Genomic DNA, 20124 nt, shown 5'->3' on the forward strand with positions numbered 1-20124 from the left:
ATTATGCGCCGCCGGGCCTCAGCGCGGGGAGTGAAACCGGCTCACGGTGACGGCGACCGTGACGGGCAGCACCTCGGGCATCGCCGTCGCAGCGCGTGCCTCGATGCTGCTGCGGTCGTTGTGAAAAGCGTTCGGGCCCATCATGATGACATCTGCCACGTCGCGGCGATCGAGATCGATCATGTACTCGAGTTCTGTGCTGCCGGCCAGTTCGAGCGGGGCCAGCGACTCGCGCAACCGTGCCTCTTTGTCGGAGCCGATGTTCAGCAGCGAAAAGCGTTCGCGAAGCTCCACCAGGTGTGATTCGAGCGGTGTGACCACCACGAGCGAACCGCCCGGCTCGAGAATTCGAACGATTTCGGCGGCGCCCCGGGGGCCGAAAACGCTCAGCACCATGCTCGTGCTGCCGGATGCGATGGGTAACGTCGCCCGCACATCTGCCGTGACCGAGGCCAGCCGGTCGTGCGCGCGGGCAGCGACCCGCGCTGCGGCTTTCGACACGTCGATGCTCACCCCGTGGAGGCTTGGCGCGGCGTCGAGCACGCTCGCCGCGTAATACCCCGTACCGCCCGCGAGTTCGACGAGCCAGCCGGCGGCCGGAGCCAGGCCCGCGATGGCGTCGGCGATGGGTGCGTAGTGTGCGGCTGCGAGATGGGCGCCGCGCGCGGCCACCATCTCGGCACTGTCACCCCGAAAATGCGGCCCGCCGCCGGTGGTGAGCGACGCATAGCCGTGACGCGAGATGTCGAAGGAGTGAGCATCCGCGCACCGAAGCGAACTGCCGACCCGGTCGAACGGTTTGCCGCAGAGCGGGCAGGCGAGCACCTGCAGGGTGCGGCCGGTTAGAAGATCGGCCACGGCACCGCCGGCATCTGGCCGCGCGGCGCGGGAAACCTCGCACGGCTGAGCAGACGTTCGCATCGCTTGGTCAGCGCCACGATCTCGTCGGTCGTGATCAGGTCGGCAAGGGTCGCCCCAAGCCTGCCATCGAGATCGGTTCGAACGCGCTCGACGCCCTCGAGCTCGTCTGTGGTGAGTTCGTCGCCCACGAAACCCCAAAGAACGGTTCGCAGTTTGTGTTCGCTGTGAAAGGTGAGGCCGTGGTCGATGCCGTGCCGGTGACCGTCGGGCAGCGGCAGAATGTGGCCCCCCTTGCGATCGGCATTGTTGACCACGATGTCGTACACGGTCATTCTGCGCAGCTGACCTGAGTCTTCGTGAATGAGGGCGACCGGATGATCGTGCTCGTCGGTACCGTCGAACACGTGTCGCCACCCCTCACTCGGCACCTCGTCGGCCGCCACCAGGTCGACCGGTTGCTGCTCGGTGTCGACCTCTTGCCAGAGCTGAAGCATGCCGAGGCCGGCCGGGCCCTCGCCGAGCCAGGTGCGGGGCACGATGTTCCAGCCGAACGATTGCGAGACCAGATACGCCGCCACTTCGCGCTCGGCGAGGGTGCCGTCGGGAAAATCCCAGAGCGGGCGCTCGCCGGCGATGGGCTTGTAGATGACGGCGGTGCCGTCGATGGTGCCCACGTAGGCCGCGTTCGATGCGGTGTCGATCTGGCCGATCAGCTCGATGTCGGTGCGCCCAGCGGCACGGTGGTAGCTGCCGCGCTCGCCGTTCGCCCCGCCGCCGGTGCCGGTGCCGGTGCCGGCTGCGCTCGCCGCAGAAGAGTCACCAGCGTCACCGCCTGCGCCGGCTGTGCTCGCCGCAGAAGAGTCGCCAGCGTCACGGCCCGCGCCGGCCGGGGTTGTCACCGGATGTCGTCGGGCACGGCGCAGACATGCCCCTCGAGATCGATGGGTGCTCCGCACAGCGGGCAGAGGGGCCGGCCGGCACCCACGATCTCGCGGGTGCGCTTTGCGAACGCACGAGCCGTGCCGACGGGAGCACGCACGAGCAGCATCTCTTCGGGCTCGTACTCGGCGGCGCCATCGAACCCGGGCTCCTCGTCGGTGTCGACGAACGGAAACGCCTCGATGACGATCTGGAGGGTCGACGGATCCCACCCCAAACTCATGGTGCCCGTTCGAAACTGCTCGTCGACCGGCTCGAGGGGATCGTTGTCGACCAGCTCAACCGGCGTCAACTCCGGAATGCTGAAGGGGTTGCCCTCGGCGGCCATCAGTTCGTCGAGAATCTCATCGATCTTCTCGGCGAGCAACGCCGACTGCTCTTTTTCGAGGGCCACGCTCACGAGCTGAGCACCGTTTCGAACCTGCAAGTAGAACGTGCGGGAACCAGGCTCGCCAATGGTGCCGACAACAACGCGGTCGGGCCACGCGAACTCATGAACGATGGTGGGCATAAGAATATTTTAGGCGCGTGCCGAGTCGGTCGGCGCTGTGTCGGCAGATGCGACGTCGGTGGGCTCCGTCTCGGCAGGCGCATGGTCGGCAGGCCCATGGTCGGCGGGCCCATGGTCGGTGGGCCCATGGTCGTCGGCCCCACTGTCGGCGGGCCCACTGTCGTCAGGCTCCGGATGCCCGGCTCCGCCCCCGACATCCGCAGCCGTCTCTGCGCTCGGTGCTCGCAGCCACGAGAGGTCGCCCGAATCGGTGTTCGTGGCGATGACCTCGGGGCGACTGGCTCCGTAACGCACGATCGAGATGGATGCCGGGCCGACGTTGATGCGCTGAAACAGGTCGAGGTGCATTCCCAGCGCATCGGCCACAATCGACTTGATGATGTCGCCGTGACTCACCGCAGCCCACACCGCCGTCGGCCCATGCTCGGCCTCGACCTGAGCGTCGAACCGTCGAATGGCTGACACCGCGCGGGCTTGCATCGCGGCCAGCGACTCCCCGCCAGGGAAGACGGCGGCCGAAGGCTGGCCCTGAACCACTGACCACAGCTTCTCTTTCGAGAGTTCGCTGAGCTTTCTGCCCTGCCATTCGCCGTAGTCGCACTCGGTGATGCCCTTCTCGATGGGCGTCGCGGGCGCACCGCTCTGCAGATCGAGAATGAAACGCGAGGTCTGCCTGCACCGCTCGAGCGGGCTCGACACCACGGCGACCAGCGGCACAACAGCAAGGCGTTCGGCCGTGCGTTGAGCCTGCTTGCGCCCTGTCTCGTCGAGCCTGATGCCGGCCGTGCGGCCGGCGAGAACTCCACTCGCGTTCGCGGTGGTGCGGCCATGCCGCACCAGAATTACTGTGGCCATGCCTCGAGCCTAGGCGCGTCGACGGGTGCTCGGTTCAGCGGCGGCCTCGCGCGGGGTGCTTCTGCCGAGGCATCCGTCGCCCGGGCCCAAATTCTTTGCGTTCGCTGTATATCGTTGACTATCGTTCGCGGGTGTCGTTGACTATCGTTCACGAGGTACAACACACGCAAATGGGAGGTCATCATGAGCGATTCATATTCCTCAGGCGGATTCGGCAGAGGCAACCACACCGACGGAATTTGGCAGGCGGTGGAGCAATTGCGCTCGACGCTGGGAGCGAATTTCGGCTCGAACTTCGGCGCCAATTTCGGCAAACGAGAAGGCACTCGCGTCGGTAAGGGTGACGTACCCGCCGCCGTGCTTGCACTGCTCGCGGAGCAGCCGATGCACGGCTACCAGATCATCCGCGAGATCGAAGAGCGAAGCGGCGGCACCTGGAAGCCGAGCGCCGGATCGGTCTACCCGACCCTGCAACTGCTTGCCGACGAAGGGCTCATCGAGGCCTCGGAGTCGAACGGACGTAAGACCTACGCGCTGACCGAAGCCGGTCGCGAGCGCGTGGCCGAGACTGAGGGCGCTGCGCCGTGGGACTCTGCCGAATCGCCGGAAGGTTCGCGATTCAGCGGGCTGCCGAAGGCCGGCATTGAACTCGCCCAAGCGACCGCTCGTGTGGGTCGCTCTGGCTCACCGGAGCAGGTTCAAGAAGCCATCACGGTGCTCGACGACGCTCGTCGCCGAATCTACTTGATTCTCGCCCAGGACTGACGGGGGTGCCGTCGCCCGAACAGGGTCAGGTGAAAGGTCAGTCGGGGTCGGCGCCGAGTACGCGAGCAGTTCGCGCCCGGCGCCGCCGCATTCTGCGGTTCGCCGGCTGGAACCTCGCCGTTACGTGGTGGTACGAGCTCTTGCTGCCGCGAATCGGCTTGGCGAGGCTCGCCGAACGGTCGCGTGCGAAGCGCATGACACGCTTTGCGAAGCGTTTTCACGTGCTCGCCGTCGACCTCGGTGGGCTGATGATCAAAGTCGGGCAGTTCATGTCGTCGCGGCTCGACGTGCTGCCGCCCGAGATCACCAGCGAACTCGAAGGGCTGCAAGACGAGGTTCCGCCCGTTGCCTTCGAGGCGATTCGTGCCCTGGCCGAGCACGAACTCGGTGTGCAACTCGAGCGCGCATTCGCGTTCGTCGACGAGGTGCCGGTGGCCGCAGCATCCCTTGGCCAAGCCCACCGGGCCAAGCTCGCACCGCTCGATGCGGCTGACACCGGGCTCGACGGCGTTGTGCTGAAGGTGCAGCGGCCCGGAATCGAGGCCATCATCGAGGTCGACCTCGCAGCCCTGCGCCGGGTCGGCGGGTGGCTCAGCCACGTGCGGCTGGTCTCTGACCGCGTCGACATGCCCGCCCTCGTCGAAGAGTTCGCTCAGACGAGCCTCGAAGAGGTCGACTACCTGCATGAGGCCGCGAGTTCAGAACGGTTCGCCGCCGATTTTGCTGACGACGCGCGGGTGAACGTGCCGGCCGTGGTCTGGGAGCGAACGACCCGCCGCGTGCTCACGCTCGAAGATGTGACCGCCATCAAGATCAGCGACCGCGAAGGCCTGCTGGCGGCCGGCATCAACCCGGCAGAGGTCGCCCCGGTGTTCGCGGCGGTCATGTTCGACCAGCTCTTCACGAACGGCTTCTTTCACGCTGACCCGCACCCGGGCAACATTTTCGTCACCCCGCTCGCCGAGCCGGTCGATGGGCGTGCGTGGAAGCTCACGTTCATCGACTTCGGCATGATGGGCCAGGTTCCGGCGAACACGCGAACGGGCCTTCGTAAACTGCTGATCGCGGCCGCCTCGCGTGATGGCAAGGGCCTCGTCGATGCCATTCGCGACGTGGGCGTGCTGCTGCCTTCGGCCGATACCACCCAGCTCGAGCAAGCCATGACGCAGCTGTTCGCTCGTTTCGGCGGCATGGGTTTCGCCGAGCTTCGCGATGTCGACCCGCGCGAGTTTCGCGAGTTCGGTCAGCAGTTCGGCGATGTGGTGAGGTCGTTGCCGGTTCAGCTGCCCGAGAACTTCTTGCTGATCATCCGGGCGATGTCGCTCACCTCGGGCGTGTGCACCGCACTCGACCCGGCGTTCAACCTGTGGGATTCGGTGGAGCCCTACGCCGCGCAACTCGTGCGTGACGAGGGCGGCAACGTGGTGCAAGACCTCGCCCGGCAGGCCCTCGCGACGGCCGGAGTCATGGTGCGGCTGCCGAATCGGCTCGACTCGCTCATCACTCGGGTGGAGAACGGCACGGTGGCGGTTGCGGCGCCGACCCTCGAGCGCAGGCTGGCGCGGCTCGAGCGCACGGCGCGCCGGCTCATCTCGGCGCTGTTGTTCGGCGCGCTGATCATCGCCGGAGCAATCGTTCACGCGAACGACGTGGTCTTCGGCACGGTGCTGATGGTCGCCTCGGTTCTTCCGCTGCTGCAGGCGCTGCTCGCGGGTCGCCGCGGTCGCTGAGGGCTGCATGGCTCGGTGCGAGCTTTTCGGCCGGCCGACCACCGCGCGCATCCCCGGCACTTGAACTCCGCTGCCGGATGCCCGGCAGGCGCTACTCGGGCCGGCTGACCACCTCGAGCTTGCGTTCGAGGTCTGCCCGTTCGACGTCATTGCCGCACAGGTCGATCGCGTTCCGAAACGCGGCGCGAGCCTCATCGCGTCGCCCCAGTCTGCTCAGCAGTTCGCCGCGAATCGCGGGCAGCATTTGCGAGCCGGCCAACGCGCCGCTCGCGGCGATCGCTTCGACCAGTACGAGGCCGTCTGCCGGGCCGCTTGCCATTGCGACAGCCACTGCGCGGGCGAGTTCGACGACGGGAGACGGGGTCAGCGTGCACAGGGCCTCGTAGAGCACGACAATGCGCGGCCAATCCGTTTCGGCCACCGAGCGGGCGACGGCATGGCACTCGGCTATCGACGCTTGCAGCGAGTACGCGCCGAGGCCACGTTGGGCGCCGGCCGCTGTTGCGTGGGCGAGCGCCGCGCGCCCACGGCGAATCGCCGACTGATCCCAGAGGCGCCGGTCTTGGTGCTCGAGCAGTACGGGCACGTTGTGCGCATCGAGTCTGGCCGGGAAACGGGCCGCGGTGAGCTCCATGAGCGCTACTAGCCCGAAGACCTCGGGTTCTGGCTCGAGCCTCGAGAGTATGCGGGCCAGTCTGAGGGCTTCGCTCGCCAGGTCTCGGCGCATCCACTCGTCGCCGGTCGATGCGTAGGAGCCTTCGGTGAAGATGAGGTAGACGACCTGCAGCACAGAGCCGAGTCGTTCGGCGAGCTCCTGCCCTTCTGGCACCGCGAACCGCACTTCGGCGGCGGCGAGAGCCTTTTTCGCGCGCGTGATTCGGGCCTGAATCGTGGGCACCGGTACGAAGAAGGCCTTGGCGATCTGGTCAGTGGTGAGTCCGCCGACGACCTTCAGCGTGAGGGCGATTCGTGACTCTCTAGAGAGAACGGGGTGGCACGAGATGAACATCAGCGCCAGCACGTCGTCGTCGATGGCATCGGGGTTGAACAGGGCATCCACCCCCGGTAGCGCGTCGTCGAGATCACGAGCGAGCAGGCTGTACCGCTCATCGCGGGCGGCTCGCCGCCGGAATGCGTCGATGGCACGGCGGCGACCCGCCGTGAGCAGCCAGCCCGTGGGTTCGGCCGGCAGACCGTTGACCGACCACGAGACGAGAGCCTCAGCGAGCGCCTCCTGGGCGAGGTCTTCGGCCAGCGAGAAGTCACCGGTGTAGCGCGTCAGGGCGCCGACGATGCGGGCGGAGTCGATGCGCCAGACCGCTTCGACCGCTCGCCGGGCCTCTGATGTGCTCAGAGCTGCCCGGTCTGTTCGCGCCAGACGCGCTCTTTCTTGATCCACTCGTTGTCTTGCGGAAATTCGTCGATCGACGGCACTCGGCGAATCTCGGTCTTGCTCCCCGCCGTCATCGGTGCGCGCTTCGCCCACTCGACGGCCTCCTGTATGGAGGAGACGTCGAGAATGTAATAGCCGTTGAACAGCTCTTTCGTCTCACCGTACGGCCCGTCGGTGACGACGGGCGTCTCGCCCGTGAAGTCGACGACGACTCCGTTGTTGGCGTCGTCGAGACCTTCGGCGGCCAAAAGAACCCCGGCTTGAATCAGTTCGTCGTTGAATGCGCCCATCGCGTCGAGAATCTCGCTGAAGTCGACTTTCGCGAAATTTGCGAACGACTCGTCGGTCGCTCGCATGATCAGCATGTACTTAGCCATCGTTACTCCCAGGTTCAGAAAGGTCGCTGTTCGACCTTCTCACCCTGAGGTCGAACAGCGCGAGGCCGAATCGACATGCGGCGCACTTTTTCTCGAAAACTCATGCGCGGGTTCGTCAGCGTCGGCTCGGAATCGCTTGATCTCAGAACCGCCGGGGGTCGGGATGCTCGACGTCGCTCGGAGTCGGGGGAGTGGTCAGCCCAGCTGGGCGACCGCCGAACGCAGGCGATCGAGCGCGTCTCGGAGGAGAGCTGCGAGATCGGCCGTACCGTCGGGGCCGTCGGCGATCCATTCGGCGAACGCGCCCTTGAAGGCCAGCACGCCGAGCTCGGCAGCGGTCGAGGCGACCTGGTCGGTGACTCCGCGACTGCGGAGGGCGTCGGCCATGGCGAGCGCCATTCCCACCTGCTTGAGGGCGGCCCGCTCTTGCAGTTCGCTGCTCGTGGCGATGACGGCCTCGAGGCGAGGGGCTAGTTCGCGGTTGAACGGTGTCATAGCGGATGCCGCGTTCGCCAGGCCCGCTGCCACCGCCGCCAGCGGGCTTGCGTCTGCCGGCGCGCTGGAGATTCCCTCGGCAAAAAGCCGTGAGAGGGTCTCTTGGCCGGCCGCGAGCACTTCACGCTTGTCGCTGAAGTGCCGAAAGAAGGTGCTCTTTGTGAGCCCGGCCCGCTCTGCGATTTGGGCGACCGTGGTGTCGTCGTAGCCCTGATCGGTGAAGAGTTCGAGGGCAGCGGCAACGAAGCGCTCGCGCGCGTCGGGTTCCCATCGAGACATGAGTCAATCATATCGATGCGACCATAGTCTCATCACCGTGATAGCATGATGGGATAACAGTCGCATCACTAAGGAGTCTCTCATGCGCGTCTTCATCACTGGAGCATCTGGCGGAATCGGATCGGTCGTCGTCGAAGATCTCGTCGCCCACGGGCATGAGGTACTCGGCCTCGCGCGATCTGACTCATCTGCGGGCAAGGTCGAAGCCGCGGGCGGCACGGCCGTGCGGGGTGGCCTCGGCGACCTCGATGTTCTGACGTCGGCAGCGAAAGAAACGGATGGCACGATTCATCTCGCGTTCAGCAACGACTTCACCGACCTCGAACGCAGCATCGCAGAAGAAGGTCTCGCGATGGACACCATCGGTGCCGCTCTCATCGGCACGAACAAGCCGTTCTCCATCGTGTCGGGTACGACCTTCGCCCAGGGTCGACCCGCTACGGAGCATGACCCACAATCGACCGAAGGCCCCGTCGGCGGCCGCGGCATCAACGCCCAGCGCATTCTCAATCTCTCCTCGCAGGGTGTGCGCACGACTGCTGTGCGGATGCCCCGGTCAGTACACGAGCGATACGTCGCTTACGGCTTCGCGGGCATCCTGATCAACGCCGCCCGTCAGTCGGGTGTCTCGGCGTACGTGGGCGATGGCAGCCAGCGCTGGCCTGCCGTTCACCGTCGCGATGCCGCGTCGCTGTTTCGGTTGATGATCGAGAAGGGCGAACCTGGTACCTCGGTGAACGCCGTCGGCAGCGAGGGCGACACCATGCTCGAGCTCGCCACGATCATCGGCGAGCAACTCGATGTGCCCGTGCAGCAAGTGCCTGCAGAAGTGTTCGGCCCACTGGGCATCATCTTCGCCATCGATCAGCCCGCGACAAGCGAGTGGACCCGTGAAACCTACGGCTGGGAGCCCACCCACCCCGCGCTGATCGACGATCTCAGGGCCGGCAACTACCCCGGCTGAGGCCTGACCTGCCCAGAAGCCCCTTCGCGACCCACGCGTCGGGGTGGACTCGAGCTATGCGTCGGGGTGGTCTGTGGTGACGATGGTGTGGAGTGCTTCGCGGAGAACGGTGGCGTCACGCCCGGCAAGGGGGGCGACGAACTCGTGCTCGACGGCGTGGGATGCGGCTTCTGCGCGGGCGAAGACGTCTAACCCAGCGGTGGTCAGCTCTACGACGTTTCGGCGACGATCGCCAGGCAGGGGGGTGCGAGATACGATGCCTTGTCTCTCGAGGGAATCGATGAGAGCGACCATGGTTGTTCGGTCGACGCTCAAGAGCTGTGCGACCTCCTGCTGCGAGGTCGGCTCGCGGCTCGCGAGCACCCGCAACACGCCCAGAGATCGGGGGTCGACTCCCAACGGTTCGAGCGCCCGAGTCATCAGGGCGTCGAGTTCTAGGTGGGCATGTTTGAGCAGATAGCCCAAAGACCCGGTGACCTCGCGGCCCAGACCCAAACTGTTCGACATTCGCCTAGTCTAGCTGTACGCTGATCGTCAGTGATGCTGATCATCAGCACACACAGAAAGGGCTTTTCATGATTCTCGTCACAGGCGGATCTGGATTCATCGGCTCGCACACCGTGCGCGCCCTCCACAATCTCGGCGAACAGGCGCTCATCGTGCAACGCCGCTCTGGCGAGGTGCCGCCGCACCTGGCCGATCTGCCCGTCGTTGCAGAGCGTGGCGACGTCTCCAACCTCGATTCCCTGCGCGAGATCGGCTCACGCCACACCATCACCGGCATCGTGCACCTCGCTGGCTACGACCTGGCGGCGTCACCCGGGCCTGCCGTCGAAAGCGCCCAAAAAGCTCTCGCGGGTCTTTTCAACATCGTGCAGGTCGCCCAGGAATGGGAGGTGAAACGAGTCGGAATCGCGAGCACGATCGGCGTCTACGGCGGCTTGCGCATCGAAGGGGCTCTGCGCGAAGACACCCCCGTGATGCTCTCGGCTCCGCACCCCATCCCGCGCTATAAGAAAATCAACGAACTGCTCGGCGAACAGCTCGCCGAGACGAGCGGCGTAGACATCATCAATCTGCGCATCTCGGGCACGTGGGGGCCACTCGGCCACGAAGACCCCTTCTTCGCCGCCCCGGCATTGATTCACGCCGCCGCGGCACGCACCGCCCCTGACTTCTCCGGCATCCTCGTGCCCGTGAACTCAGACGACGCCCTCGACCTCACCTACGTCAAAGACACTGGGCGCGCGATTGCACTGATACAACTCACCGAACGCCTCAACCACCGCACCTACAACGTCGCCTCGGGCCGTGCCACCACGAACGCCGACATCATCGCAGCGATCAAGACCATCAACCCCGACTCCGAGATCGAACTGCCCGCAGGCAGCCGACGGCCGCACAACTACCTCGACATCACCCGCATCCACGACGACACCGGCTACCAGCCCGAGTACGACACCCAACGCGCCGCGGCCGACTACATCGCCTGGCTTCGAGCCGGAAACATGCGGTAGTCGCTAGCTCCGATCATCCTGCCCCGAATTGGCGTTGTCAGTCGGGCGCATGAACGCTTTCGGGTCAGTCGCTTTGACGAGGGTGAGTTCGACCTGGGGCGCGCCGAGAGCAGCGTCAGGATGGGGAAGCGCTCGCCTCAGGGCTGCGACCAGGAGGCAGACGATGCCGATCAGCAGGCCAGCCGGCGCGAAGCTGTGCAGGAATTGAGTGAGAGCATATTCGCCTGAACAACTGGCTCCCTCACAGAGCGAGCCCGGTGACATCGAAGCCTGGGAGATGTAGAGCATCGAGATCGCGGATATCGCCGTGAGAATGATCCCGGGAGCCCACACGACCAACTCGGGCAGAGAGCGCCATCGGCGTCGCATTCGTTTGGAGTTTGTGGGTTTCAGATCGAGCCGTGTGCTGATTAACAGGCGTGTCATGGCGAAGGAGATCACCGCCGATGCTGCACCGGCAGCAAGCAGTGTCGGGGCGAAGAGCAAGGCTGCAGTAGTCAGAAAATAGAGTGCCGGATCTGATGCCTGGCAGCCAAGGTCGCCGCACGTGAACGTCACGGTTTGCGCCGCTGCTGACTGCCAGACAACGGCAACAATCGAGAGCGCGGATACTAACAGGCCTAGCGCGATGAGACCGTAAAGCACTCGCCGGGCGCTGTAGCCTTCGTTGATCTCATGCATCATGGTCACCCTTGTGTAGACCGCTTGCGTTCAATAAGTAAACCCTAGCTTTCGCTCTGTTGGCTAGGAATGACGAAGAACCGTGTTGCGTCAGACTGGAGGGATGATTCGACAACTCGACCTGCCAACTGCGCTCGCCGCACGCTCGGGCTCATTTCTGCTGCGAGATGCGACCACGACCGACCTTGAAGCTCTCATCAGCCTGTTGTCAGACGACCCCATCAGCGCTGGCCGGGGTGACATAGCCTCAGCGGATGATCGGCCTCTTTACGCCACCGCTCTGCAACGAATTGTCTCAGACCCCGCTAACGCCCTGCTCGTTGTCGTCGATCAGGCAGACACGGTGGTCGGAACGATGCAACTCACAGTGATTCCTGGCATGGCTCGCCGCGGTTCGACCCGGCTCCTCGTCGAGGCGGTTCGGGTGCTCAGTTCCCAACGGTCACGCGGTGTCGGCGCATCAATGATGCGTTGGGTCACTGAGTCCGCAGCCCCCGAGCTGGGCGCTGGATTGGTGCAGCTGACATCTGACGCCGCTCGAACCGACGCACATCGGTTCTACGAACGACTCGGGTTCGCGGCATCTCACGTCGGATTCAAATACAGGGTGGAAGAGCCCCTGTGAGGCCGCTCTTGAGCGGGGTTAGGAGGTTCATCGCCTGACGCGAGGGTGATCGTTGATGCCGGGAACCCAACTCGGTGACCCGGTCGAAGCCTCCGCCGCGATCATCCACGTCGCGACACGAGGGGATGCTCGCGACTCGTAGTTTTTCACGCCCTACATCATCCGTGCCATAATACTTTCGAGGTAGAAAGTTATAAGGCATGAACGACTTGATGACTTCTGAAGTGGCCGTGCGGCTGGGTGTTTCTCAGCAGCGTGTCACACAGATGCTTCGCGCCGGAAAACTTGGCGGCCATCAGCTGATTGACGGCACGTGGCTCATCGACGACAGCTCCCTGGCCGCATATTCACATCTTGATGCCGGCTTGGGTAGGCAATGGTCGCATGCAACCTCGTGGGCGATCTTGGCAGAGCTTTCCGGCTTCCCCGGGCCCGCGGTCTCGTCGCGAACAAGATCACGCCTGCGAAACCGACTACGAACAGGATCGATGGAGCAGCTTGCAATGAAAGTCGCATCGCGAATGAAGGTGCATCGGTTCGCTGCGGATTCGCTCGAAACGACATGGTCAGATCTTGTCTTGACCGGTCGAAGTGCCGCCGAGACGATCGATGGAAATTTGGCTCCGCAGCGGCGTGCTCTAGAAGGCTACCTTCGCCAGGGTACGCTCAACGACTTCGCACTTAAACATCTGCTTGTTCCCGATGCCAGGGGAGACGTGACCATCTACGAGCATCCCGACGATGTGAAATTTGATGATCGCTTCGCTCCCGTTGCGGTCGTCGCAGCTGACCTCACCAGAAGTTTGGCTACGCGGGAACGTTCCGCCGGCCTGAGAGTTCTGGAAGACGTGAGGAAGCAGTGGCTGGCCAATCACACTTCGTAGATATCAGCGACGACGAACTCCTGCCCCCGTGGAGCACGGTTTTCGAGATTGTTCGCGCTACTGATATTGCCGATTGGGTTTTGGTCGGCGGTCTGATGGTTCAGCTTCATGCCTATCGCGCCGGTGTTGCGCCCCCGAGGGCTACGAAAGACGTCGATGTCATTGTAAACGTGGCATCGCCTGCGACGAGTTTTTCGGGGATCGGCGCATCCCTCCGAAGTATTGGGTTCGAACCGCGAATACCCGATCAAAGGAATTCTCCTATCTATCGCTTTCAACGTAGTAGCGAGCAGGTCGACCTCATGGTGGCTGATCATTTGCCTTCGCACATGAAGCCGCGCTTCATGATGCATCCAGCCTTCGCAGCGGAGGCTGGGGAGCAGGCGATTCGGCGTCGAGATACATTTGTCGTCAGATCGACTAGTGGAATCATCGAGCTCAATGCTCCGGATGTACTCGGAGCGCTGATTGCGAAAGGTGCGGCGAATATCGTCGATCAGCGCGACCCAGGCAGGCATCTGGAGGATGCGGCCGTATTGCTCGCCACTATTGATGCAGTCGGGAGTCTCGACGTCACAAGTCTCAGTGTTAACGACCGAAGGCGGCTACGCAGAATCGCTAGCCGGCTTTCCGACGCGGAAGCGAGCGCGTGGAGCTTACTTTCCATCGATGAGAGGCTGCGCGGGCAACAGAATGTCCAAAGACTTACGATTGCGGCGCAACTCTAGGGCGAAAGCGTCGATATATGCTCAAACAAAACCGGAGGTTTATAAAACGCGTCAGAGTGTTGAGGCGAAGGGGTCGAACCCGGCGGGAAGGAGGGGAACGGGCTCGACCGTGCTCTGGACCTTGACCGTCTCCCCGGTGGAGGCTGATTCGGCGGCAGACAGCAACACGTCGAGCACGTGCAGCCCGAGTCGCCCGGAGGCCACGTGCGGGCGCCCATCGGCGATCGCACGCACCATGTCGAGAGCGCCGAGCCCGCGCCCGACCTCGATCTGGTCGTGCTCGATCTCGATCCACGACTGTTCGACCGACATGCCGTCTCGAAGAACGCCGAGCGGTGCGACGACAGCGATCCGGCCCGCGAACTGATTCGGGTCGGGGATGACGATCGAACCTTCGGTACCGTGGATTTCGACGATGCCGTGCCGCTCGAGCGCCGAGTCGAAGCTGAGCAGGCTCTGCGACTGCACACCCGAGTCGAACGCCGCGATGATCTGCATCGTCGATGGCACCTCCACGGGGAAAGTCTCGCCGGCTCTGTCGCCGGTGTGGATCTGCCGCTCTTCGCTGGCCTTCGTACCGAAAGCCGACACACGGTCGACCGCTCCGAAGAGGCTCACCAGAGCGGAGAAATAGTACGGGCCCATGTCGAGCAGTGGCCCGGCCCCGTGAGCGAACAGAAAGGCGGGGTTGGGATGCCAGAGATCGGGCCCCTGCGTCTGAAACACGGTCTGCGCGAACAGCGGGCGGCCGATCCGGCCCTCTTCGATCGCTCGACGCGCGGCCTGGAACCCTGGCCCGAGAAGAGTGTCGGGTGCAGACCCGACACGTAGCCCCGCAGCATCCGCCTCGCGCAACAAGAGAGCCGCGCCGTCGCGATCGAGGCCGAGTGGCTTTTCTGTCCAGACGTGCTTGCCTGCCGCAATCGCGGCGCGCGACACCTCGACGTGCGCGGCTGGGATGGTCAGGTTGATGACGAGATCGACACCCGGATGCCCGAAGACATCGTCAGCGGATCCATAGGCCGGCACACCATACTTCTCGGCCTGCTCGCGGGCGCGCTCGACGAAGAGGTCGCCAAGGATGAGAACCTCGACGTCGGGGAACGAAGAGAGGTTCTGCAGATAGGTGTCGCTGATGACCCCCACGCCGACGATTCCAATACCGACCGCGCTCATCGAACGAACCCACCATCGGTCAGAAAAGCGTAGCTCGCGGCGATGTCTTCGAACACATCTCCCGGAGCGTTGTCGTACTCGATGACCGCGTACTCGACGGCCGTGCCTGCGCGCAGCGCGGCCGCGAGTGGCACGTCGCCCTCACCCGGACGGCGCTGATCAGGGCTCGCAGACCCGAACTCGCCGGCATCCGGATCGAAGGGGTTGACCGCAGGAGCGATGCCGTCTTTCACGTGCACCGCGACGAGCCGGTCGCCCAGTCGCGAGACGAGGCCGACGACATCCTGTGCGCCGACCAACGCCCAGTACAGGTCGAGCTCGATGGCGACGCGCTCGTCGGTGAGTTCGACGAACCGCTCATACGCGGTCTGACCGTCGAAGTTCCTGAGGAATTCCTGCGCATGGTTGTGGTATCCGACGCTCAGCCCGAAGCCGGCGGCGAGGTCGGCGAGACGGTTCAGGCGCTCGGCGATGTCGGTGACGCCTTCGACGCTCAGCCAACGTTCCGGGGCGACGAAAGGGTCGATGACCGTGGTCATTCCGATTGCGGCGGCAGCCTCGAAGACGATCTCGGGTGCCGGCGTGGGAATCGCGCCGTCTGGGGTCCACAGCTCGTCAGAGAGAAGCGGCGCGTGCCCGGTGGGAGACGAGAGTCCGGCAGCATCCAGAGCATCGCGGATGTCCTGCGGGCGACGCACGAAATCGAACGCTTCGACATTCTTCAGACCGATCGCCGCGAGCTTGTCGAGCGAACCTGCCATATCGGCAGAGAACTCCTTGGCTAGCGAGTACAGCTGAACGGATGCTTGGGGCTGTGATTCTTCAGGCCGAGCCATGATGATCTTCTCCTCATTGAACGCGAGCAGCGATCGCATGCCCGGGAGGTAGATCAAAAACCTCCACATGGAAGTTTATGTGAGGGGCACCTCGCTGGTCAAAGGTTAGTTAGACGGGTTCGCGAACAATCGATCGAGCATTGCGAGTGCTCCCTCATGATCGACCGTCTCGTCAAGGAGCCACTGGGACTGCAATCCGTCAGACGCGGCAATGGTCAGTGCCGCGACAAGACCGGGGTCGACGTCGGTGCGTATCCGCCCCACAGATTGCAGATGCCGCACTCGCCGAGCCAATTCCTCGCGCAGCCGTGCGAACCGCTGGGTGGCGAATTCTTGTGCGGCGGAGTGGCCGTCTTCCAGCGCCGTCGCGACCAGCGTCGAGTAGAGCTGGATCATTCCGGGAATCTCGCGATTCTCCTCCGCTGACACGCGCATCATCTCGGCGGGGGTCACTTCCGACCCCGCGGGGGCATCGCCGTCTAGCCGCAGCTCGGATTCGTGGTACACGGCGACCAGTAGTTCCTCCAGCGAACCGAAGTAGTGCGTGAGTGCGCCGTGCGTAACCCCGACTTCTTGCGCGATGGCCCGCAGGCTCGTGCGTTGCGCTCCCCGCTTGGCGAACACCTCGATCGCTCGGTCGAGGATCTCCTGGCGCCTGGCGACACCTTTCGGATAACTGCGACGCTCGCGGGGCACTTCGGGCAATGGAGGCGCACTCATTACCGAATTCTATCCAGCGCGAATGAGCAACATCCTGCGCTGGAATGTGGGCGGAGCACCTGACAAGGAAGCGGTCGCAGCCGAACTTCGCCGTAGGGGAAGATAAATGCGGGCGGGAATGAAGTTGAGTTGGCGAATGTCGAATGGTCGAGACGAGACAAATGGTCTGAGGTGTCGGTCGACGCATCTAACGGAAGAATTTGGCACTGAGGTCTGATGACCAAGTCCGCTGATGTCCCAATGAAAATGTGGCGCTCAGTACCGCAGGAGGCGTTGCGCCACTACCCTATGAGCATGTCGCTTTTGGATCGGATCGTGGTTAGCCCTGAGATCGTCCACGGCCGGCCGGCCATCCGCGGCACCAGGGTTCGTGTGACCGATGTGCTCTCTCTTTTGGCTGCGGGAGCGTCGGAAGCCGAGATCCTCGAGGATTACCCATACCTCACCGCCGACGACGTGAGGGCGTGCCTCGAGTACGCCGCCGCGCAGGCCGATCACGCCATCCTGCTTGCTTCATAATCAGTGCGCTTCCTCGTTGACGCCCAACTGCCCCCGGCGCTTGCTCGCATGCTTTCTGCCCACGGACACGTCGCGGAGCACGTGACCGATACCGGCCCGGCGGACGCACCAGACCAAGAATTGTGGAGCTACGCATTAGAGCACCATGCAGCGCTCGTAACGAAGGACGAGGATTTTTCAGGCATGGCCGCGTTCGGTGGAGAGGCGCCCGCGATCGTTTGGATACGAGTTGGTAACACACGACGTCGCGCGCTGATCGAGTGGTTCGAGCCGCTGATAGAGAAGATCGCCGAAATGATCGATGCCGGAAACAACCTTATTGAGCTTCGCTAACCGAGTCGGTTACAGGTCTGACAAACACGCCGAACTCGCAAGAGGGGGCCTGCCGATGCCGGGACCACGAATATGGCAGAGCACGCAATCGCCGGTGGACCAGCTTCCTGTGGAGATACTCTGGCGATTTGACAATGCGTCAACGCCGGTTCTGGGTATGGGTCAATGTCGTGTGTCTTGCGATTGCGCTCGTATGCATCCTGGTTGGGTGGGCTTGCCGAGATCGTTGGACGCGATAACGGGAACCTTGCTGGGACTGCTCATCCTGGTCGCGGCGTGGGCGAGGCGAGTGGTGCGTCTAGGTTCGCGCGCTGAATGCGATGGCAAAGACAAATGCGTTGTACAGCGTGTGCGCGACGATCGTTGGTCCTAGACGGCCCGTGCGGGTGGCGATCCAGCCTGCTACGAGTCCAAAGATGAATGTCTGGACGCCGATGGAGACCGCCGCTAGGGGATTGTCGGCTTCGTGCAGGTGCAGCGCCGCGAATATGGCTGCCGAGGATATGATGCTCGCGTTGATGGCAATCCGCGCACTTCGTGCAGATTTGGCGTGCCTGCGGAGGATCGAGTGGCGTATCGATCGCATCAGAAGACCTCGAGTAACTAGTTCTTCGATTAGAGGGGCGATTGCCACCGCAACCACTCCCTGCAACAGGACGACGTAGATCAGTGGTCGCTGGTCGGCTGGGATCGGTGGGGGCATCGCGCCGGAGTTGTGGAGCACTCCAGTCACGATGGAGATATAAAGCACGTTTCCTAGAGCCAAGCCCGCACCGATTGCGAGATCGATTCTGTGAAAACTGAACCCGAAATCTCTCGATAGCCGGTGGAGGCCGCGCCGGTGCGACGCAAAGAGCACTATGACGAGCATGCTGCCATAGGCCACGAGATCGATAACGAAGTCGAGCGGGTTCGAGTATGCGGTGAGGTTCATGGCTTGAAGCACGAGGGGCACGAGACCGGCCGTTGCGGTCAACACGACAGTGAACGTGGCTTCCGGCAAACCCCACCGTATGGAAGCGGGCACGGTGTACGACTCGGAGCTATATGGAGCCACGCCTAAAGATTGGGGTGTTTCTTCGGGCATTTGCACGCGATCACTCTATCCAGCAAGCCATCCGGTACACCCTTAGCGAGACTCTGGGCGCTGCACGAACTGTGGTCGGCGATCCAACGTTCGAGTATCAGTCTGGCCCTGCCTCGCTCTAACACAGAGACACAGTTGTCACGTATCGGCCCGTGAGTGCATCCGCCACATATTGCGTATCGACGGGAAACGGGGGCGTGAAAGTTCGGTGTTCCGGGCTGAACTGGGTAGCGGGGTGGGATTATTGCCGAATGGCGTCTTTCATCTTTATCTACCGCGCGGGCCCCGACCCGGTGCCCATCGATCGCGTTGCTGAGAACCGGCAGGCGTGGGGCATCTGGAACACGGAGCTGAACGAGGACTACGGAATCCGCACAGCCGGCGGAAAAGTCGTGACTGCCTCTGGTGTCACCGACTCTGACGGAACGGTTCGAGGCGCTTCGATGGTGGAGTTCGAATCGATGGACGCAGCCGTTGCGGTAGCGAGGAGAAGCCCGAATCTCGCATTCGGGGGCAGCGTAGAAGTTCTCGGGGAGTACTCTCGCACCTGAGTTGCTTTCTCCGCAACGAGTTGCGAACAGGCTTTCGCTCGTTCGCGGCACCGAATCTGTCGTAGCCCGAATCTGCGCCACAACCTGAATCTGCGCCGACCGAATCACCGTGGCTGTAATCGAGATCCGGGCGGGCGTCGAGAAAACGAGTGTCGGCGTTGCTCGCCTACACCGGATTGCGCTGGGGCAAAGCCACCGGGCTCAAGGTTCGAGACGTCGATTTGAAGAGACGCAGCGTCGCTGCTCAGAGGTGTGGGCAAAGTGTGGGCAAGTCGCCGTCGAACCTATGCCAAAACGATAAAGATCCGCGTAGATAAAGGGATCGGAGGGTAATAAGGGAGTGCCCCTGGTAGGAATCGAACCTACGACAAGCGGATTAGAAGGCCGCTGCTCTATCCACTGAGCTACAGAGGCCACTGGGTTACAGAGGCAACCAGACGATGCTACTACGAGCCGCCCGTCTCAAGTGCTAGCGGGTTGCGCCGGCCTCGATCTGCCGCTCGACCGCGTCGACGTCGTTCAGCACGCGCTGCGTGTCGAGCGCTCCGGGTGCTGAGTAGGTGGGTGAGTCGTAGTGCGGGGCGGTCACGACAGTCGGGGTGACGGCGGGCGCCGGGGTGTGGGTGGCTACAGCATCCGGAGCCGTCTGCGACGCAGCCGATGCAGGGGCAGCATGCTGCTCGTGGTGCTGCTGCGCTACCCATGCTTCTTGTTGGTCGCGCAGGGTCGACTCGCTGTCGGCCGACTTCGCCTTCCAGCGGTCGAGGTCGGCTTGGAATGAGCGGCGCGAACGACTGGGCTTGTGCTGCCATTCAACGAGCTGGTCGCGAAATTGAACGACGGCCGGCTCGATCTGGTAGCCGAAGGTGGCCGAGTTGCGCTTCATTTCGGCCAGCGAGTAGGCAGCCCAGTTCGCCGCGAGCGTGGCGCCCTTGATAGGCAGCAGGCGCACCTGAATGTCGGCCTGGCCCGTAGCGCGGTCGGAGAGAATCTGTTCTTGCGGCGTGAGCGAGTTCCACACGGATGCTTGCTCAGCAGCATCGACGAGCGCCCCGATGGCAGCGACCTTCAGTTCGCGGTCGCGGCCGGCGAGGAGGCGCTTGATCGAGCCGCTCGCTATCCACGCGGCGAGCAGGCCGGCGACGATTATCGACGCGGCCGGCACGGCGATGCTGACGATGACGTACGCGCCGCCATCGGTGTTTGCCCAGTTGAGAAAGTTGCTCCACCATTCCATGCGAGAAGAGTAACCCCGGGTTGGAGATTATCGGGCTAACGCGGCGGGTGTGGCGCAGCGC

General features: G+C 63.6%; 23 protein-coding genes, 1 tRNA gene and 1 pseudogene. 10 read left to right on the forward strand and 15 right to left on the reverse strand.

The window, feature by feature from the left end:
* Positions 1–18: 18 nt before the first annotated feature.
* The 4 genes and pseudogenes from IEX24_RS17730 to IEX24_RS17745 all read right to left on the reverse strand — a co-directional run.
* Positions 19–858, reverse strand: coding sequence for a putative RNA methyltransferase (locus tag IEX24_RS17730; protein WP_203586060.1), 840 nt, complete (start codon positions 856–858; stop codon positions 19–21).
* Entirely contained in the window at positions 843–1580 is a 738-nt protein-coding gene (locus tag IEX24_RS17735; RefSeq protein ID WP_188680991.1) for an SCO1664 family protein, read from the reverse strand. Before IEX24_RS17735 ends, IEX24_RS17730 begins: the two co-directional genes overlap by 16 nt.
* 176 nt (positions 1581–1756) lie before the next feature.
* On the reverse strand, positions 1757–2311 hold the full coding sequence (locus tag IEX24_RS17740; RefSeq protein ID WP_188680741.1) for a DUF3090 domain-containing protein: 555 nt from the start codon (positions 2309–2311) through the stop codon (positions 1757–1759).
* A 165-nt stretch (positions 2312–2476) separates the two neighbouring features.
* Positions 2477–3166 (reverse strand): annotated as a pseudogene (locus IEX24_RS17745) (MSMEG_4193 family putative phosphomutase); the annotation flags it as partial.
* A 183-nt stretch (positions 3167–3349) separates the two neighbouring features.
* Here IEX24_RS17745 and IEX24_RS17750 point away from each other — a divergent pair.
* The gene (locus tag IEX24_RS17750; RefSeq protein ID WP_188680745.1) at positions 3350–3931 is read left to right on the forward strand and encodes a PadR family transcriptional regulator; all 582 of its coding nucleotides are present in this window, start codon (positions 3350–3352) and stop codon (positions 3929–3931) included.
* Between the two features lie 29 nt (positions 3932–3960).
* Entirely contained in the window at positions 3961–5661 is a 1701-nt protein-coding gene (locus tag IEX24_RS17755; protein ID WP_188680993.1) for an ABC1 kinase family protein, read from the forward strand.
* A 91-nt stretch (positions 5662–5752) separates the two neighbouring features.
* On the opposite strand, the gene IEX24_RS17760 is transcribed toward IEX24_RS17755, so the two are convergent.
* The 3 genes from IEX24_RS17760 to IEX24_RS17770 form a co-directional block, all read right to left on the reverse strand.
* Positions 5753–7015 (reverse strand): RNA polymerase sigma factor, encoded by a 1263-nt coding sequence (locus IEX24_RS17760; RefSeq protein ID WP_203586067.1) that lies wholly within the window; start codon positions 7013–7015, stop codon positions 5753–5755.
* Positions 7012–7431, reverse strand: coding sequence for a YciI family protein (locus IEX24_RS17765; protein WP_188680747.1), 420 nt, complete (start codon positions 7429–7431; stop codon positions 7012–7014). Before IEX24_RS17765 ends, IEX24_RS17760 begins: the two co-directional genes overlap by 4 nt.
* A 195-nt stretch (positions 7432–7626) precedes the next feature.
* The gene (locus IEX24_RS17770) at positions 7627–8205 is read right to left on the reverse strand and encodes a TetR/AcrR family transcriptional regulator (RefSeq protein ID WP_188680749.1); all 579 of its coding nucleotides are present in this window, start codon (positions 8203–8205) and stop codon (positions 7627–7629) included.
* Positions 8206–8287: 82 nt separating this feature from the next.
* Here IEX24_RS17770 and IEX24_RS17775 point away from each other — a divergent pair, with 82 nt between their 5' ends.
* A complete protein-coding gene (locus IEX24_RS17775) occupies positions 8288–9169 on the forward strand; it encodes an SDR family oxidoreductase (protein ID WP_188680751.1) in 882 nt (293 codons plus the stop codon).
* Between the two features lie 54 nt (positions 9170–9223).
* Here the strand turns inward: IEX24_RS17775 and IEX24_RS17780 are convergent, their stop codons facing one another.
* Positions 9224–9676, reverse strand: a complete 453-nt coding sequence (locus IEX24_RS17780) for a MarR family winged helix-turn-helix transcriptional regulator (protein ID WP_188680753.1) — start codon at positions 9674–9676, stop codon at positions 9224–9226.
* 68 nt (positions 9677–9744) lie between these two features.
* Between IEX24_RS17780 and IEX24_RS17785 the strand changes: the two genes are divergently transcribed.
* Entirely contained in the window at positions 9745–10686 is a 942-nt protein-coding gene (locus IEX24_RS17785) for an NAD-dependent epimerase/dehydratase family protein (RefSeq protein ID WP_188680755.1), read from the forward strand.
* A gap of 3 nt (positions 10687–10689) precedes the next feature.
* Here the strand turns inward: IEX24_RS17785 and IEX24_RS17790 are convergent, their stop codons facing one another.
* Positions 10690–11370, reverse strand: a complete 681-nt coding sequence (locus tag IEX24_RS17790; RefSeq protein ID WP_188680757.1) for a hypothetical protein — start codon at positions 11368–11370, stop codon at positions 10690–10692.
* A 100-nt stretch (positions 11371–11470) separates the two neighbouring features.
* Here IEX24_RS17790 and IEX24_RS17795 point away from each other — a divergent pair, with 100 nt between their 5' ends.
* From IEX24_RS17795 to IEX24_RS17805, 3 genes are all read left to right on the forward strand, one after another.
* Positions 11471–11992 (forward strand): GNAT family N-acetyltransferase, encoded by a 522-nt coding sequence (locus IEX24_RS17795; RefSeq protein ID WP_188680759.1) that lies wholly within the window; start codon positions 11471–11473, stop codon positions 11990–11992.
* A 200-nt stretch (positions 11993–12192) separates the two neighbouring features.
* A complete protein-coding gene (locus IEX24_RS17800) occupies positions 12193–12876 on the forward strand; it encodes a helix-turn-helix domain-containing protein (RefSeq protein WP_188680760.1) in 684 nt (227 codons plus the stop codon).
* The gene (locus tag IEX24_RS17805) at positions 12852–13604 is read left to right on the forward strand and encodes a hypothetical protein (RefSeq protein ID WP_188680762.1); all 753 of its coding nucleotides are present in this window, start codon (positions 12852–12854) and stop codon (positions 13602–13604) included. The genes IEX24_RS17800 and IEX24_RS17805 overlap by 25 nt, the downstream gene beginning before the upstream one ends.
* Before the next feature lie 51 nt (positions 13605–13655).
* Here the strand turns inward: IEX24_RS17805 and IEX24_RS17810 are convergent, their stop codons facing one another.
* The 3 genes from IEX24_RS17810 to IEX24_RS17820 form a co-directional block, all read right to left on the reverse strand.
* Positions 13656–14780 (reverse strand): Gfo/Idh/MocA family protein, encoded by a 1125-nt coding sequence (locus IEX24_RS17810; protein WP_188680765.1) that lies wholly within the window; start codon positions 14778–14780, stop codon positions 13656–13658.
* Positions 14777–15616 (reverse strand): sugar phosphate isomerase/epimerase family protein, encoded by an 840-nt coding sequence (locus IEX24_RS17815; protein ID WP_372435818.1) that lies wholly within the window; start codon positions 15614–15616, stop codon positions 14777–14779. Before IEX24_RS17815 ends, IEX24_RS17810 begins: the two co-directional genes overlap by 4 nt.
* Before the next feature lie 105 nt (positions 15617–15721).
* Complete coding sequence (locus IEX24_RS17820) at positions 15722–16336, reverse strand: TetR/AcrR family transcriptional regulator (RefSeq protein ID WP_188680766.1); 615 nt, start codon at positions 16334–16336, stop codon at positions 15722–15724.
* A 294-nt stretch (positions 16337–16630) separates the two neighbouring features.
* Here IEX24_RS17820 and IEX24_RS17825 point away from each other — a divergent pair, with 294 nt between their 5' ends.
* Positions 16631–16855, forward strand: a complete 225-nt coding sequence (locus tag IEX24_RS17825) for a DUF433 domain-containing protein (RefSeq protein ID WP_188680768.1) — start codon at positions 16631–16633, stop codon at positions 16853–16855.
* Positions 16856–16858: 3 nt separating this feature from the next.
* Positions 16859–17188: a DUF5615 family PIN-like protein gene (locus IEX24_RS17830; RefSeq protein WP_188680770.1), complete on the forward strand. Its 330-nt coding sequence runs from the start codon at positions 16859–16861 to the stop codon at positions 17186–17188.
* A gap of 298 nt (positions 17189–17486) precedes the next feature.
* Here the strand turns inward: IEX24_RS17830 and IEX24_RS17835 are convergent, their stop codons facing one another.
* Positions 17487–18164, reverse strand: a complete 678-nt coding sequence (locus IEX24_RS17835) for a CPBP family intramembrane glutamic endopeptidase (RefSeq protein ID WP_188680772.1) — start codon at positions 18162–18164, stop codon at positions 17487–17489.
* Between the two features lie 362 nt (positions 18165–18526).
* On the opposite strand from IEX24_RS17835, the gene IEX24_RS17840 reads away from it, so the two are divergent.
* Positions 18527–18826 (forward strand): YciI family protein, encoded by a 300-nt coding sequence (locus IEX24_RS17840; protein WP_188680774.1) that lies wholly within the window; start codon positions 18527–18529, stop codon positions 18824–18826.
* Between the two features lie 341 nt (positions 18827–19167).
* On the opposite strand, the gene IEX24_RS17845 is transcribed toward IEX24_RS17840, so the two are convergent.
* A tRNA-Arg gene (locus IEX24_RS17845) sits at positions 19168–19240 on the reverse strand.
* Between the two features lie 55 nt (positions 19241–19295).
* Positions 19296–20063 carry a hypothetical protein gene (locus IEX24_RS17850; protein WP_188680776.1) on the reverse strand — a complete coding sequence of 256 codons (768 nt, stop codon included), beginning with the start codon at positions 20061–20063 and terminating at the stop codon, positions 19296–19298.
* Positions 20064–20124 lie beyond the last annotated feature (61 nt).

The sequence above is a fragment of the Subtercola lobariae genome (assembly GCF_014640255.1).
In the GTDB taxonomy this organism is placed as follows: Bacteria; Actinomycetota; Actinomycetes; order Actinomycetales; family Microbacteriaceae; genus Subtercola; species Subtercola lobariae.